Source organism: Sneathiella limimaris, assembly GCF_012932565.1.
GTDB classification, from domain to species: Bacteria; Pseudomonadota; Alphaproteobacteria; order Sneathiellales; family Sneathiellaceae; genus Sneathiella; species Sneathiella limimaris.
Genome location: NZ_JABBYJ010000001.1, coordinates 1,660,093 through 1,675,345 on the forward strand (window position 1 = coordinate 1,660,093; position 15,253 = coordinate 1,675,345).

General features: G+C 49.4%; 12 protein-coding genes. 6 read left to right on the forward strand and 6 right to left on the reverse strand.

All coding sequences use genetic code 11. The annotated features are described in order from the left end of the window. The first annotated feature begins 62 nt into the window (after positions 1–62). The 3 genes from HH301_RS08030 to HH301_RS08040 all read left to right on the forward strand — a co-directional run bounded on the left by HH301_RS08030 (position 63) and on the right by HH301_RS08040 (position 3,791). The gene (locus HH301_RS08030) at positions 63–938 is read left to right on the forward strand and encodes a carbohydrate ABC transporter permease (protein WP_169568282.1); all 876 of its coding nucleotides are present in this window, start codon (positions 63–65) and stop codon (positions 936–938) included. Between the two features lie 5 nt (positions 939–943). Next, on the forward strand, positions 944–1,780 hold the full coding sequence (locus HH301_RS08035) for a carbohydrate ABC transporter permease (protein ID WP_206378319.1): 837 nt from the start codon (positions 944–946) through the stop codon (positions 1,778–1,780). 124 nt (positions 1,781–1,904) lie between these two features. Next, positions 1,905–3,791, forward strand: a complete 1,887-nt coding sequence (locus HH301_RS08040) for a PhoX family protein (RefSeq protein ID WP_169568285.1) — start codon at positions 1,905–1,907, stop codon at positions 3,789–3,791. 63 nt (positions 3,792–3,854) lie between these two features. Here the strand turns inward: HH301_RS08040 and HH301_RS08045 are convergent, their stop codons facing one another. The 4 genes from HH301_RS08045 to HH301_RS08060 all read right to left on the reverse strand — a co-directional run bounded on the left by HH301_RS08045 (position 3,855) and on the right by HH301_RS08060 (position 9,371). Continuing rightward, complete coding sequence (locus tag HH301_RS08045) at positions 3,855–4,289, reverse strand: hypothetical protein (protein WP_169568287.1); 435 nt, start codon at positions 4,287–4,289, stop codon at positions 3,855–3,857. Between the two features lie 139 nt (positions 4,290–4,428). After that, complete coding sequence (locus HH301_RS08050) at positions 4,429–6,414, reverse strand: TRAP transporter permease (protein WP_169568289.1); 1,986 nt, start codon at positions 6,412–6,414, stop codon at positions 4,429–4,431. Positions 6,415–6,707: 293 nt separating this feature from the next. After that, positions 6,708–7,868 (reverse strand): TAXI family TRAP transporter solute-binding subunit, encoded by a 1,161-nt coding sequence (locus HH301_RS08055; protein ID WP_169568290.1) that lies wholly within the window; start codon positions 7,866–7,868, stop codon positions 6,708–6,710. Between the two features lie 342 nt (positions 7,869–8,210). Continuing rightward, positions 8,211–9,371 (reverse strand): acetyl-CoA acetyltransferase, encoded by a 1,161-nt coding sequence (locus tag HH301_RS08060; protein ID WP_169568292.1) that lies wholly within the window; start codon positions 9,369–9,371, stop codon positions 8,211–8,213. A 316-nt stretch (positions 9,372–9,687) separates the two neighbouring features. Here HH301_RS08060 and HH301_RS08065 point away from each other — a divergent pair, with 316 nt between their 5' ends. Together HH301_RS08065 and HH301_RS08070 are read left to right on the forward strand one after the other, a co-directional pair. Then, entirely contained in the window at positions 9,688–11,310 is a 1,623-nt protein-coding gene (locus HH301_RS08065; RefSeq protein ID WP_169568294.1) for a BCCT family transporter, read from the forward strand. A gap of 138 nt (positions 11,311–11,448) precedes the next feature. Beyond that, positions 11,449–12,123, forward strand: a complete 675-nt coding sequence (locus HH301_RS08070; protein WP_169568296.1) for a nitroreductase — start codon at positions 11,449–11,451, stop codon at positions 12,121–12,123. 19 nt (positions 12,124–12,142) lie between these two features. Here HH301_RS08070 and HH301_RS08075 read toward each other — a convergent pair whose 3' ends face one another. Together HH301_RS08075 and HH301_RS08080 are read right to left on the reverse strand one after the other, a co-directional pair. Further along, positions 12,143–12,904, reverse strand: coding sequence for a phosphatase PAP2 family protein (locus HH301_RS08075; protein WP_169568297.1), 762 nt, complete (start codon positions 12,902–12,904; stop codon positions 12,143–12,145). Positions 12,905–12,988: 84 nt separating this feature from the next. Beyond that, positions 12,989–13,480 carry a globin family protein gene (locus HH301_RS08080; protein WP_169568299.1) on the reverse strand — a complete coding sequence of 164 codons (492 nt, stop codon included), beginning with the start codon at positions 13,478–13,480 and terminating at the stop codon, positions 12,989–12,991. Between the two features lie 315 nt (positions 13,481–13,795). On the opposite strand from HH301_RS08080, the gene HH301_RS08085 reads away from it, so the two are divergent. After that, on the forward strand, positions 13,796–15,235 hold the full coding sequence (locus HH301_RS08085; protein ID WP_169568301.1) for an aldehyde dehydrogenase family protein: 1,440 nt from the start codon (positions 13,796–13,798) through the stop codon (positions 15,233–15,235). Positions 15,236–15,253: the final 18 nt, after the last annotated feature.

The following is a 15,253-nucleotide window of genomic DNA, read 5'->3' on the forward strand; positions in this document are numbered from 1 at the left end:
TCAGCTTTGGGTCAGGGCGTTCCTCTCCCTGTCGTCCTGACCCAGTTTTTCTTGAGGTTTATATGTTACACCGCCCCGCCCGGTTATATGGATGGTTGCTGGTTTTGCCAGCGTTGGTCTTGCTGTTTGCATTTACCCACTATCCGACTATTGCCACGATCTGGAACAGTTTCTTCACGACGCCAAAGGGAAGCCGTCCGGCCAGGTTTATTGGGCTGGATAACTACGAATATTTATTGACCGACAGTGTTTTCTGGCAGGTCCTTTGGAATAACGCGATCTACGCTTTTGGCACCATTCCGCTTTCTATCATCCTGTCATTGGCCATGGCCCTTTGGGTGAACGGTCATATCCGGGGCCGGGCCTTTGTTCGCATGGCCTATTTCACGCCAACCGTATTGCCGTTGATTGCTGTCGCAAATATCTGGATGTTTTTTTATACGCCCGGCTTTGGACTGATCTCCCAAATTCAGGCGTTTCTGGGTTTTCCCTCACAGAACTGGCTCGGTGATCCGGACAGTGTTCTTTACGCCGTCATGGCGGTGGCGATCTGGAAGGAAGCGGGGTTTTTCATGATTTTCTATCTGGCTGCCCTGCAAGCTATCCCACCCAGCCTGCATGAAGCTGGAAAAATTGAAGGCGCGAGCAGGTGGTATATGTTCTGGCGGATTACATTCCCGCTCTTGATGCCCACAACATTATTTGTTTCCATCAACGCAGTGATCAATTCGTTTCGCCTGATTGACCATATTTTCGTGATGACCAATGGTGGTCCGAATAATTCCAGTTCCCTGCTGCTATTCTACATTTATGAAACCGCGTTCAAATTCTGGGATACGTCCTATGGCGCGACGCTGACGACGGTTCTATTGCTGATACTGGGGTTGATAGCGGTTGGTCAGTTCTATTTGATGGACCGGAAGGTACATTACCAATGAGTGACATGACTGAGATTTCATCTGCCCGCCGTTCGTTTGACTATGACAGGCTGCTTCATAACGTTGGGGCGTGGACATTGGCATTACTATGGTTTTTGCCACTTTTTTATGCCTTCTGGACAGCCATTCACCCGACGGCCTATTCGGCGAGTTTTGACCTCTTCGCGCCATTGACATTCGAGAATTTCCAGAAAGCCTGGAACGCAGCTCCCTTTGCGCGGTATTTCCTCAATACGGTCATGCTGGTGACGTTGATTTTGGCAGCTCAGCTTGTGCTCTGTACCCTTGCGGCTTTTGCGTTTGCCCGCTTCGAATTTCCGGGCAAGAACCTTCTGTTTGTACTTGTTCTGCTGCAGCTGCTGGTGATGCCTGACATTCTGATTGTCGAGAACTATCAGACTATGGGAAAACTCGGGCTCATTGACACCATTACTGCAATCGGGTTGCCCTATATGGCTTCTGGTTTCGGGATTTTCCTGCTCCGTCAGACGTTCAAGACAGTACCTATAGAGCTGGAAGAAGCAGCAAAGGTGGAAGGCGCTAATCTCCTGCAAATTCTCTGGAAGGTTTATGTGCCGCTTGCCATGCCCGTATATCTGGCTTACGGACTGGTTTCCGTCAGTCATCACTGGAACAATTATATCTGGCCGCTCATTGTCACCAACTCGGAAGAGACACGACCGCTGACAGTAGGACTTAGTATTTTTGCATCCATCGATCAGGGAGTGGACTGGGCGCTGATCAATGCGGCGACCCTGATGACATCGGCGCCGTTGTTGATTGCTTTTTTGCTATTTCAACGGCAATTCGTGCAGTCTTTCATGCGCTCCGGGATCAAGTGATCCTGTAGACGCTTTGATCCGTATTTCTTTCATCCTGAAGCGGGACTTTCATCAATCTGAAAAGAAACTGTCACAGCCGATCCCGATAATCCGGACCACAAAGATCCTGAGCTAGGAGGCGAAGATGATTGATCGTGAAGATCTGACTTTTGATGAATTTGATGAAATTGAAAACCCGGGTCCTGAACAGACCGACTTTGAAATCCTGACAGACAAGATGCTGGCCCGCCGCAGCTTTATGAAAGGGGGGCTTGCCCTTGGTCTGGGGTCCCTGGTTCTGGGCTCCACTGTCCTTTCCAGCCGCGATGCAATGGCAACCAGCCGTTTGGCCTTCAAGGCTGTAGCAGCCAATTCCAACGACACCATCACAGTTCCAGACGGATATGACTGGCAGGTTGTTGTCCGTTGGGGTGATCCGCTTTGGTCAAAAGGCGTGAATTTCGATCATGCCACGCGCGGAAACGGAGAAAGCCAGGAGCTGTCTTTTGGAGACAATAACGACGGTATGGCCCTCTTTACCCATGAAGGGCGCTACATTCTGGCTGTGAATAATGAATATACAAACCGGAAAATCATCTATCCTGGTAACGACGGCAAGCCAGCAACGGCCGATGATGTTCGCAAAGGCAAAGCCGCCCATGGTATTTCTGTGCTTGAGCTGTCCAATGCGGATGGATATTGGACTGTTGTAAAAGACTCAAAATATAACCGCCGTCTGACAGCAGATAGCCCAATGGAAATCACAGGTCCGGCCCGCGGACATGAGTTGCTGAAAACCGCTGCGGACCCCTCCGGTACAAAGAGCCTTGGAACCTGGAATAACTGCGGAAACGGCCGCACACCATGGGGCACGTACCTGACTTGCGAAGAGAACTTTAACGGTTATTTCTCCAGCAGTGATGAAAACTATCAGGTGGATCCAGCCTTAAAACGCTACGGCGTTGGCCTCAAAGACTGGGGCTATGGTTGGGCGATGACGGATGAGCGGTTTGATATTTCCAAGAACCCGAACGAGCCAAACCGTGCTGGTTACATCGTTGAGATTGATCCGCTGGATCCAACTTCAACACCGAAAAAACGCACCGCGCTTGGTCGGTTCAAGCATGAAAACGCGGAATTGGTCGTGGCCAATGATGGTCATGTAGTGGTTTATCTTGGCGATGACGAGCGGGGTGAGTTCCTGTATCGTTTTGTGTCCGCTGGCAAATATGTTCAAGGCGGCGACAACAGCAATCTTCTGGAAGATGGCACGCTTTATGTGGCGAAATTTCATGAGGATGGCAAAGGCGAATGGCTTGCCCTGACCCCTGAAACAACTGGCATGAAATCCAAGGCTGAAATCTGTATTCATACCCGGATGGCCGCTTCTGCTGTTGGTGCGACGACGATGGATCGTCCTGAATGGGTTACCTCTCATCCTTCCAAGGCTGAAGTTTACTGCGCACTCACCAATAACAAAAACCGGGGTGTGAAGCCAAATAAAGGCGGCGATGAAACCCCAGTTGGTGGTCCAAACCCACGGGAGAAAAACCTGTTTGGCCAGATTGTCCGCTGGCGCCCAGAAGGCGGCGATCACACAGCTAAAGGATTTGGTTGGGATCTGTTCGCCATGGCTGGCAACCCAGCAGTTCACAATGACCTGAGAAAGGGGTCTGCAAACATCACCGAGGAGAATATGTTCAACTCCCCGGACGGTCTGGCATTTGACAGCCAGGGCTTCCTTTGGATCCAGACGGACGGTAACTATTCTAATGCCAAGGACTTTGCAGGTCAGGGCAACAATCAGATGCTATGCGCGGACACGGAAACCGGTGAAATCAAACGCTTCTTGGTTGGTCCAAAAGAGTGTGAGGTTACAGGTATTACCTGGAGTGCGGATCGCCGTACCATGTTTGTCGGTATTCAGCATCCTGGTGAACGTGGTGACAGCCATTTCCCAGATGGTGGTGATGCAGCGCCGCGCTCTGCCGTAATTGCCATAACCAAAAAGGACGGTAGCGTTATTGGCTAACCGACCTAACTATAAAAGACTGACGGGAGGCTTCTGCCTCCCGTTTTTTGTTCTGGAGTTTGATCAGGCGAAACTGAGAAAGTCAGGGAACTGATGATCGGAAGGGAGTTCCATATACTCGATTACTTTGTTTTTTAAATTCGGAGTATCAGTTCTGAATATCTGAGGGCTGTCAGCTCGACCTTCGACAAAGGTGTCATACATTCGGACAAGCCCATGGGCGAGTTCACTGTCCAGAATCATGCAGGCGTGAATTTTTCCGTCTGTCGGCCAGTTGGTGTTAATGAAAATGGCAATCTGGCGAAGTTCCTCTGAGGTGAGCTCAAATTTAACGCCGCTGAGTTCCGTCAGGGTATGAAAGTGGTTTTCATAGCTGGTATCGGTTCGGGCAGTTATCGCCATTTCTTTTGCTATTGGAAAAGACAGGACCCCAAAAATTCGCGCAAACATAGATGTATGGGGAGGGTCGATGAAGTATTTAAAACCTGAATTTGTCATCTGAAATGGCTGGTACTCATTGTTATTCTGTTTTACTACAACCACTTACTTTGGCTTAAGTATATAGAAAATAACAAAAAATAAAAGGCCGCTAAAAATTTCTTTAGCGGCCTTTCAGGTTTCGACTTATTGGTTGCCGTCAACCGGTGGCAATGCTTTTCCTTTTGTTGACAAGCAAAGTCACAATGATCGCGGGCGCCAGCAGAATTAAGGCATAGGCTCCGAGCTCATAGTTGGTGAACGGTATCAATCCGCCGCCCGGTGTGGCCAAGGCCAACCCGGCAAGGATAATCAAAGCCCGAACGACAAGACCGCCTTGTGGATGGATGTCCAGTTTGCCGACCCAGGCAAGATAGCCTTGTAGACCACTGGCAATTAGCCAGACACCAACGAGAGCGGTCAAAACGACTTTAGTAATCGTATAGGCATCCCCTTGCAGGATGAGGGCTGGGTTGAGGACAAAGAAGAAGGGAATGAAGTAAATGATACTTCCGAGCTTCATTGCCTGAAAACCAGTTTCCATTGGCTTGGCACCTGCCACTGTTGCCGCCGCAAATGCGCCAAGAGCAACCGGTGGGGTGATAAAGCTGAGCATACCCCAGTAAAGGATGAAGAGATGAACCGCCATAGGATCCAGACCTGCACTGATCACCGCTGGTGCCAGTGAAATCGCCAGGAAGATATAGGCGGCTGTCACAGTCATTCCAATCCCGAGGATAAAGCTTGTCAGTGCGCCCATGAAAAGCAGCACGAGAGCGTTACCACCTGCAAGGAAGATCAGGTCGTTGGCGATGGTGCCGGACATACCAGTCACTGCCAATGCACCAACGATCAGACCAACACCGCAAAGGATGCCTGCAAGTTCTGCAAACAGGCTGGCTGTACCCATGACGAATTTCTTCAAATCTTCCCAGCCCCAACGGGAGTAGGGGAAGATCTGGTTAATGATGATGAGTAGAGCCGTTGCGTAGAAAGGTGCAATCGCTTCCTGTTTCAGGAACACCAGAAGCCAAACCAGAATGACGAAGACGGCAATGAAGTGCCACCCTTCTTTCAAGGTTTGCTTCAGGGATGGCAGTTCTTCCTGTGGGAGCCCCTTCAGGTCATTCTTTGCTGCATAAGAGTCTATCTGGATGAACAGACCAAAGAAATACAGCAGAGATGGAATGATCGCTGCAATCGCAATGTCGATATAGGGAACTTCAAGGAAGGTGGCCATAATGAAGGCGGTTGCCCCCATAATCGGAGGCATGAGGACGCCGCCCGTGGAGGCGCAGGTTTCAACACCACCCGCATAGGAGCGAGAGAAACCCACGCGTCGCATAGCAGGAATGGAGAGAACACCAGTTGTCAAAACGTTTGTGATCACGCTACCGCTCATGGAGCCCATCAGGCCGCTTGAGAAAATAGCCACTTTCGCAGGTCCGCCCCGAACATGACCCAGAAGGCCAAAGGCAAAGTTAATGAAGAATTTGCCGCCGCCCGTATATTGAAGAGCAACACCAAAGACCAGGAAGCCAATCACCAGATTGGTAAACGCCCGCAACGGAATGCCAAGCACACTTTCCGAACTCATGGTATGGAAAATGGCTGTATCCGGTAGGGTTGCTGCCGCGCCTGCAATAGGACCTGGCATTACATCTGCAAACAGCGGATAGAAGGAGATAACCACCACGATCGTGAAGATGGCTAGGCCGCCGGCCCGTCGAGTACATTCAAAGATGAGAGCCCAAAACAGGTAGCTCATATAAATCGCATAGTCAGGCGCGAGATATTCCCAGCCTTCATCCAGGATTTTTTCGCTGCTATAGGCGAAAAAGAAACAGATGACCAACGTGGCCAATGCCAGGATCGCATCATAAATTGGCACAGATGTTCGGCTGGATTTAGTTGTTGCTGGCCACATGATAAAAATCAGCGGCAGCAGGAGACCTGCAATGATGTAGGCATATTGGTTTGAGAGAAATGTATAGCCGACAAAAAAGCCGAAGTTGAATAGCTGGTTGATCGACAAGATCAGGACAACGATCGCAGAGATATAGGGCAGCAAGGCCCAGGGACCAGAGAGTTGACGGCGGCGGGTTGGCTCTTCCACAACGTCTGGAGCGGTTACTTTGTCTGTCATGTTAGTCACACTTGTAAAGGATTGCAGTTCTGCAGGGACCGACAGGTCTGACCATAAAGAACCCTGAGGCGAAAGCGTTCAAAGCTTGCCTTACAGGGACTGCTCGATTTCTTTTTTTGGTAGGAGCAGATGTCACTTTTCGGTGTCTCCCGTTAGGTTTTCATTTTTCCGGCTTCTTGTTGTAGTCCGGTTTTACTGATCTCCCAGTAGATCAGTGGTTCCCTCATCTTAGGTTAGAGTCAGGAGAAGGGTTTGGCGAAGGGATAGCTCCGCCAAACCCCAATTTTGAAGTATTATTTTACACCGACAGGAAGGCCAGCTGCTTCAAGAGCTTTGATCCGAGCGGCAGACCAGCCAGCTTTAAACTCATCGTCAGATGGGTTTGTTGCTTTGTAGGCTGCATAGGCTTTCATCAAAACATCCTGACGTTTGATGAGGCCATCGTTGTGAGCCTGAGCAGCGTCAGACCATTTGCCAATTTCCTTGAAGTATTTCACTGCACCTTCATGGTAAGGCAGGATCCACTCGAATGACTGGCTGTCAATATGCCAGCCTTTGGCGCCAGGAGCGTTGTCTTTGTATGCATCATGCTTTTCAACAAGCGCTTTTGTCAGCGTATAGACTTCATCAGCTGAACGTGGTGCGTTCGTCACCAGGATTGGGTAAGGGTAACCTGCACCGTTCCATGGTTTGTCTTTTGAAATTTCTGCACCGACAACCGCTTTGGTTGGTGAGAAGTATGGCGCAACACCGTTTAGCTGGCTCCAACCTTTTGCGTCATCAGCAGCCATTGGTGTCCAAGTGATACCACGTGGACTTGCAGCCAGACGTTTCAGATGTGGAGATACTGTGGATGAGAAAGCTGCGTCAGCTTGGCCGTTAATGACGCCGTCGATGGAGTCTTTAAAGCCAGGGAATTCAACTTTCGTAACATCATCCCAAGTTAGTCCAGCAAAAGCCATCATGGCTTCAGCACCGATGTTCAACGCATCTGAACCCCGAACCCAGGCAATGCGTTTTCCTTTCAGGTCAGCAGGCGTTTTGATACCAGCGTCACCAGCAACAGCAAGGCCAAGGCCGAATGAACCTTTAGAGGTCATAATAACCCGAAGAGGCTGTGGACCCCAGTCAGGAGTCGCAAACTGCATTACGCCTTCCTGGCCGAAATAGCTGGCGATACCGCAAGCACAGTAGTCTGCTTTACCAACTTTCAATGGTGTCATCCGGGAAATGTCATTCTTACCAGGCAATACCCGAATAGATGTCCCGTATTCATTCTTAAGCATATTTCCCATTGCAACAGACTGGGCATAGCCACTGGATGTGGTGCCGTAGGCTGTCCAAATCAGGGACTTTGGCAAATCGGCTGCGCCAGCTGAAGTTGCAATACCTGCAACCAGACCAGCTGCGACTGCGATCGCTTTGCCGAAATTTCCTGTACGTGAAATGTGCATAGATTTCCTCCCGATTATTATTTTACCTGAGACTTGTTTCGTTACTTTGTTGATGTCTCACTGAAAATGATTGTGAATATGCTTCGCCGTTTCTGCAAGTGTAATTTAGAGAAAATTTAGTAAATATCCGCAATCAAAAGAGAAATATTAGATTTCAGACCATATAATTGCCTAATATTTCATCGCTAGCAACTTCAGGTTTAAATATATATGGCGGGAAGCTCTTTAAGGAAGAAACTACAAGAATCCCCGTTTCAGCAGTGCGGGGAAATTAACGTAGGGGATAAGAGTGTTCTTGAGTGTAAACTGGGCCAGCATTTCATCTTGCTGGCCCAGCCAAGGTTAGCTTGCTTTTTCTAAAATGCTGCAATAGTTGGCAACGCCTGAACCACCCATATTGAAGACACAGCCGAGCTCCGCCCCTTCCTTCTGAATGCCACCAGCAGTTCCAGTCAATTGCATAGCTGCGAGGACGTGCATGGAAACACCGGTTGCACCAACCGGGTGCCCCTTGGCTTTCAATCCGCCTGAAATGTTAATCGGCAAGCGGCCATCCGCCATGACGGTGCCTTCTTTGATAAGGTTGGCCCCTTTACCCGGTTCAGCAAGACCCATTGCTTCATAGATCATCAATTCTGCAATGGTGAAGCAATCATGGACTTCTGCAAAATCCAGATCATTTACAGAAATTCCGGCCTCAGAAAAGGCATTAGCGAAAGCTGTTTTTGGTCCTTCGAATTTTAGGGGGTCCCGTTTGGACATGGGAAGGAAGTCATTGATATGGGCCGCCGCGCGGAAGGCAATGGCATTATCGAAATCAGCAGCCCGGTCGTCTGACACCATAATCAAGGCTGCAGCCCCGTCACTGATGGGGGAACAGTCGGTTAGTCGAAGCGGGGGCGCAATCAGCGGGTTTTTATTTGTCACCGTATTGAAGAAATCGAAATCCAGATCCTTCCGAATGTGAGCAAGCGGATTATTGAGTGCATTTCGGTGATTTTTTTCTGCAATCCGGGCCAGAGTTTCGGAACTGTCCCCATGCGCATTGAAGTATGCGGCCGCAAACTTACCAAAAATTGCAGGGAAGGAGAGGTCAGCCTCTTCCTTTTGGTAGGACGCACCAGCCAAGGCTTTGGTAACGCCAGCTGTATCCAGTTCTGTCATTTTCTCAGCACCGATCACCAGAGCGACCTTGGAGGATCCAGCCTTAATGGCATTGCGAGCTGAGTACACAGCAGCGGATCCGGAAGCACAGGCGTTTTCAAGTCGCGTGGCAGGTGTGAACCGAAGGCTGTCATCCAGATTGAGCGCGAGTGAAGAGGCAAATCCATCTGGAACCATACCGGAGTTGAAATGTCCCAGCCATATACTGTCAATGTCTGAGGGTTCTAAGCCAGCGTGATCAATGGCTTCTTTTGCTGCCGTAATGATCAGATCTTCAATCGTTTTATCTTCATGTTTGCCAAAGGGCGTGTGACCCCAGCCAACAATTTTCGCATCCATTCTTCTTCTCCTTCACATGACCCGTGTGTGGGTTTATTCGGTTATATATAAGTTCTGTTTTGGAACCTACAAAAAAATCTAGGATTTGTGACATAGCAGACACAGCCAACTCTAATCCAGTCTCAGCGCGCTGCTCAGAGGTACTTGCGGAATTTATTTATTAGGAAATGGCGAAATTTGAACAGGAAGAGGCTGCTGTCTGGTTTTTTGACCACCGTAAAAAGGCTTAGGCTGTTAAGGTCGGGTGAGTTTTCTTAAGCCCAGTGACGCATCCCGTTGGGGCTGTGGAACTGTCAACATTAGGGAGGGTGATGACATGACAGATATCAACGATACCCATCTGAATCCAATCGATACTGATCATGAAATAGGACAACATAATGTTTCCCCATTTGGGTTAGATATTCATAATCCTGTTTTCTTGATTTCAGGCATCGCGATTGTTGCGTTTGTTCTGATCACATTAATGTTTCAGGCTGAGGCTACTGAGTTTTTTGGTTGGCTACGGCCTTTTCTCACGTCCAAGTTTGATTGGTTTTTCCTGAGTGCAGCAAATATATTTGTGCTGTTTTGCCTATACCTTTTGGTCTCGCCGCTTGGGAAAATTCGATTGGGCGGAATGGAGGCTGAGCCGGATTACAGTTACATAAGCTGGTTCGCGATGCTGTTCGCCGCTGGTATGGGTATTGGCCTGATGTTCTTTGGCGTGTCAGAACCGATGTCTCATTTTGCGTCCTCCATGGGAGGGACAGCGGTAGAAAATGGGGTTCGAACAGACTGGGCTCCTCTTGGTGCTGCTGCTGGTGATCATGATGCAGCGCTTGGCCTTGGAATGGCAGCTACGATTTTTCATTGGGCCATTCATCCTTGGGCCATTTATGCTGTTGTCGCTCTGGCTCTCGCTTTCTTCTCATTTAACAGTCATCTACCCTTAACACTGCGCTCAGCATTCTATCCCCTATTTGGCGAACGGGTATGGGGCTGGACTGGTCACATCATTGATACGCTTGCGGTATTCGCAACGTTATTTGGGCTGGCAACGTCTTTGGGTTTTGGAACAGAGCAGGCTTTGGCTGGCTTAAACTTCCTATTTGGCTGGAGCACGGGCAACCTGGCCAAGGTCCTGTTGATTTCGTTCATTACAATCCTGGCATTGATATCCGTTCTGCGCGGTCTTGATGGCGGCGTTAAAATCCTCTCTGAGGTTAACATAGCGCTAGCGGGCCTGTTGTTGATCTTTGTGCTCTTCGTCGGACCAACAGGCGAAATCTTCACGACCATGTTTGAAGGGAGCCTTGCCTATCTGAAAGACGTTGTTCCGCTGTCCATGCCATTCGGCCGGGAAGATAACAACTTTACGCAAGGCTGGACTTCCTTTTACTGGGCTTGGTGGATTTCCTGGTCACCATTTGTCGGAATGTTCATCGCTCGTGTTTCAAGAGGGCGTACAGTTCGGGAGTTTGTCTTCTGTGTGATTATCATTCCAACACTTGTAACCGTCGTTTGGATGAGCGTTTTTGGTGGGACAGCTATTTCGCAGGTATTTGCTGATGCAACAGCCCCAGTTAAAGATGCTGCACTTGAGCTCAAACTCTTTGTCATGCTGGAACCTCTTCCGTTGGCAGCCATTACATCATTCCTGGGAATTATTCTGGTGCTGGTGTTCTTTGTCACCTCATCCGATTCCGGCTCGCTGGTGATTGATACCATCACAGCAGGTGGAAAGGTGGATGCCCCAGTAGCGCAACGGGTTTTCTGGTGTTCCTTTGAGGGGATCGTTGCAGCAACCCTGTTGCTGGTTGGTGGTGCCAGTGCCCTGACGGCACTGCAGGCCATGGCCGTTTCCACCGGTTTCCCGTTTGCCATCGTGCTGCTGTTGATGTGTGTCAGTTTATATCTGGGACTTAGCCGAGTACATAAACAGACGAAAGAAGGATAACCATCCTGACGACTGACTTGAAAATGCCCGCAAATTAGCGGGCATTTTTTTGCTAATTCGCTGCAGCAGGTGGCGTGGGGGTTTACGGATTTCAAAAGCAGCGGCATAATCGCGCCAAAACGCATTGGAGCGATAAAAATGAATATTGAAGACGCCATCCAATCCCGAAAATCTGTCCGGGCCTTTCTTGATACACCAGTGGAAAAAGACACGATTGAGAGAATTCTAAGGCTCTCCCAGAGATCGCCAAGTGGCACAAATACGCAGCCATGGCATGTGTATGTCTGCACCGGCGAGGTGAAGGATGCCATTGTTCGAGATGTTTGCGCTCTTTTTGATCAGGGCAAAGCCAGCAAATATGAGGACTATGATTATTACCCCGCAGAATGGAAGCCTGTTCATCGGGATCGGCGGCGCCAGCTCGGCTGGGAGCTGTATGGCTTGCTTGGCATTGAAAAAGGGGATCGGGAGAGAACGGCACAGCAGTCTCGCCGAAATTTCCAATTCTTTGATGCGCCAGTTGGGCTTTTCTTTACGACGGATGCCTATCTTGGGCGTGGAAGCTGGTTTGATGCTGGTCTTTATATGCAGACAGTAATGCTGGCAGCACGGGGAGAGGGGCTGCATACCTGCCCGCAGGCAGCATGGATTTCATTTCAGGAGCCAATTTTCCGCCATCTGAATATTCCAGAAGATCAGGTTTTACTGTCCGGTCTGGCAATGGGGTATGAAGATACTTCGGCGATTGAAAACACCTTGGTCAGCCAGCGCGAAGAACTGGAGAATGTGGCAACCTTTCTCGGATTTGACTGAGCGGCGTTTTGTCAGCAGGTCAGGTTCTTTGCCCTCGGGTCATCAAAGAGATCAGGTAACCCAGAGGGCGGATCCGGGCGCCAAGAAAATACCAAAGTCTTTCAATATATGCACCGACAGGTGTTGCAATGGCAAAAGGCAGCACAAGCAGTGTAATCGCGCCCCCGCCAACGATGACATCGCTCAGCCAATGAGCGCCGCTGAAAAGCCGCGGCAGATTGTTGAGGAATGCAAAGATAACAGCGAGTGTTGTGATTGTTCGGCTTTTGATCAGCAGGATGACCAGGATGGAATAGATGAAAGTCGTAACGCCATGGTCGCCAGGAAACGAGTGGCTGGACTGAACTTTGGTTTTTAATCCGACGGTCATTTCATTGAGATTATAAAAAGGCGTCAGGACAAGGGAGGGGCTCAGCCGTTCCATTTCCTGAAATCCTGTTTTACTCACAACAATGCCCAGACATACAAACAGGGCAACCAGCGTAAAGGCTGCCAGTTTTTTCTCTCCAGTGTCTTCACGATGCGTGAAAACATAGAAGAGCAGCAGTACAACCATGAACACGCCTGCGACCACATTTGCCACATGCATGTTGAGGTAAGCCCAGAAATAAGTCCAAGCAGGACTTACCGTCAGGCTACCGTTCAGCAGATAAAATGCCTGGCTATCAACCTTTTCCCAGACAGCCGCCGCAGGCGCCCACAAAAGGCTGGTGGAGAGGAGGGCAACGCCGAGAAAGCAGAGCGCAAAACACAAGATGCGGTTTCGAGTGCTGGTGATCAAAGTTATAACCTGATTAGTGACAGTTCCGGGTCAGGCTTCTTACCTTTTCAGCTCCAGAAAATCCAGTCTAATTCGTGACGAGTTTCAATTCGCGGCTCGTTGCTTTTCGAATTCCGGTATCCGATAGATTGCCTCTGATAGCAGGCTTTTTGCGAGTATTTCCGCAGGGTTCGGTTTCGCCGCTTCCTTCATGATTGTGGCCAATGTTGTATAAGTTTCAACCCAAGCCGCTTTTACATCTTCTGTAAAGGCATCGCCCAAGCCTTTTCCCAGGGTCCAGATCAGGGCTTCTGCAACGGTATCATAATGCCGGTCCTGAACACCGTAATCCTTATGGGATTTGCCAAGGGCTTCAACTGTTGGACGGATCTTTTCCAGGTTTTTCAAGCTTGAGACAGCGACCCCTATCGTAGCCATCAGCTTCTTACCTTGCTCCTTCATGTTGCCCTTAAAGAGTGGCTTCAATGAAGGGTCCAGTTCAAAAAGTCGGTTGTAGAACAGTTCCGCAGCCTGTTCACTGATGGCCGCAACGGATTTGAAGCTGGTCTGAACCAATTCAATTTGCTTGGGTGTCATTTAAACTCTCCATTGTTAAAACCGCTAAGAAGAGCTTTAAAGAAAATAAGTAAACAATAATATAATGGGCGGTGGGGCCGACCGTTACCTGAAATGCTACAAAAAATATATTTTTTATGATCAAACTGTATCATTTTAAGAAATAGGCCTTGCGCTGACGTTGGGGAAGGGGCAAGGTAGCCCGCAGAAATGGGCGGTCGGTTTTGCCGGCGGTGTGAATATTCTATGTGATACCCCAGGTGAGCAATCCCACTGAAATACCTCCAATTCAGAAGGCTTGCCGGGGAGAACTAAAAATAAATGGGAGAAAACAAGGTGTTAGATAAACGGAAATTTTATATCAATGGCCAGTGGGTAGATCCTTCGCAGCCAAATGATCTTGAAGTCATCAATCCTTCGACTGAAGAAGCCTGTGCAGTGATTTCACTGGGCAGCCAGGCTGATACAGACGCGGCGGTTGCTGCAGCAAAAGCAGCTTTTATTCCCTGGAGTGAAACTCCGAAGGAAGAGCGTCTAGCCAAAGTTGAAAAACTGGCAGATATCTATGAAGCACGTGCTGAGGAAATGGGTCAAGCCATCTCAATGGAAATGGGGGCTCCGATCTCCATGTCCAAAACAGCGCAGCAGGGTTCTGGCTCCTTCCATATCCGGAACTTCATTCGGGCTTTCAAGAAGTTTGAATTTGAGCGCCCACTGGGCCCACATGCGCCGAATGATCGGATTCTATATGAGCCAGTGGGTGTTTGCGGACTGATTACGCCATGGAACTGGCCAATGAACCAGGTAACTTTGAAGGTTGTTCCTGCGGTAGCTGTTGGTTGTACTGTTGTCCTCAAGCCATCTGAGATTGCTCCGCTTTCTTCTATGTTGTTTGCTGAATTTATGGATGAAGCTGGCTTCCCAGCCGGTGTTTTCAACCTGGTGAACGGCGACGGTATGGGTGTGGGTACGCAGCTGTCTGGTCACGAAGATGTGGATATGATCTCCTTCACAGGGTCAACCCGTGCAGGTATTGCCATCTCCAAAAATGCAGCGGATACCGTGAAACGGGTCGCGCTGGAGCTGGGTGGTAAAGGTGCCAATGTCATTTTCGCAGATGCTGATGAGAAAGCCGTAAAACGCGGTGCGATGCATTGCTTTAATAACTCTGGTCAGTCCTGTAACGCACCAACACGGATGCTTGTAGAAAGCAGCATTTATGATGATGCTGTTGAGTCAGCTAAGCAGGCTGCTGAGGCAACTGCAGTTGATTTGTCAGATAAGGAAGGCCGTCACATCGGTCCTGTTGTTTCTGAAGCTCAGTACAACAAGATCCAGGGTCTGATCGAAAAAGGCATTGAAGAAGGTGCAACACTGGTAGCGGGTGGCCCAGGCCGACCTGCAGGCCTGAACAAAGGTTATTTCGTGCGCCCAACAGTTTTTGCTGACGTCACGGAAGATATGACGATTGCTCGTGAAGAGATCTTCGGTCCAGTTTTGTCTATCATGAAATTCGATACTGAAGAAGAAGCTGTCAAAGTTGCCAATAACACAGTTTATGGTCTGACAAACTATGTTCAGACTCAGGATCCAGCACGGCTTCGCCGCATGGCGCGTCGCCTCCGTTCAGGCATGGTTGAAATGAACGGCCAGGCACGCGGCGCAGGTGCACCGTTTGGTGGATACAAGCAATCAGGTAATGGGCGCGAAGGCGGTGTCTGGGGCCTTGAAGATTTCCTTGAGGTGAAATCTGTCAGTGGGTGGTCAGACGACTAACGCAACCGATAGTATACT

Bases quoted from the DNA above. Each gene is read 5' to 3' on its own strand.
- HH301_RS08030 (WP_169568282.1), top strand. From the start codon at position 63: ATGTTACACCGCCCCGCCCGGTTATATGGATGGTTGCTGGTTTTGCCA.
- HH301_RS08035 (WP_206378319.1), top strand. From the start codon at position 944: ATGACTGAGATTTCATCTGCCCGCCGTTCGTTTGACTATGACAGGCTG.
- HH301_RS08040 (WP_169568285.1), top strand. From the start codon at position 1,905: ATGATTGATCGTGAAGATCTGACTTTTGATGAATTTGATGAAATTGAA.
- HH301_RS08045 (WP_169568287.1), bottom strand. From the start codon at position 4,289: ATGACAAATTCAGGTTTTAAATACTTCATCGACCCTCCCCATACATCT.
- HH301_RS08050 (WP_169568289.1), bottom strand. From the start codon at position 6,414: ATGACAGACAAAGTAACCGCTCCAGACGTTGTGGAAGAGCCAACCCGC.
- HH301_RS08055 (WP_169568290.1), bottom strand. From the start codon at position 7,868: ATGCACATTTCACGTACAGGAAATTTCGGCAAAGCGATCGCAGTCGCA.
- HH301_RS08060 (WP_169568292.1), bottom strand. From the start codon at position 9,371: ATGGATGCGAAAATTGTTGGCTGGGGTCACACGCCCTTTGGCAAACAT.
- HH301_RS08065 (WP_169568294.1), top strand. From the start codon at position 9,688: ATGACAGATATCAACGATACCCATCTGAATCCAATCGATACTGATCAT.
- HH301_RS08070 (WP_169568296.1), top strand. From the start codon at position 11,449: ATGAATATTGAAGACGCCATCCAATCCCGAAAATCTGTCCGGGCCTTT.
- HH301_RS08080 (WP_169568299.1), bottom strand. From the start codon at position 13,480: ATGACACCCAAGCAAATTGAATTGGTTCAGACCAGCTTCAAATCCGTT.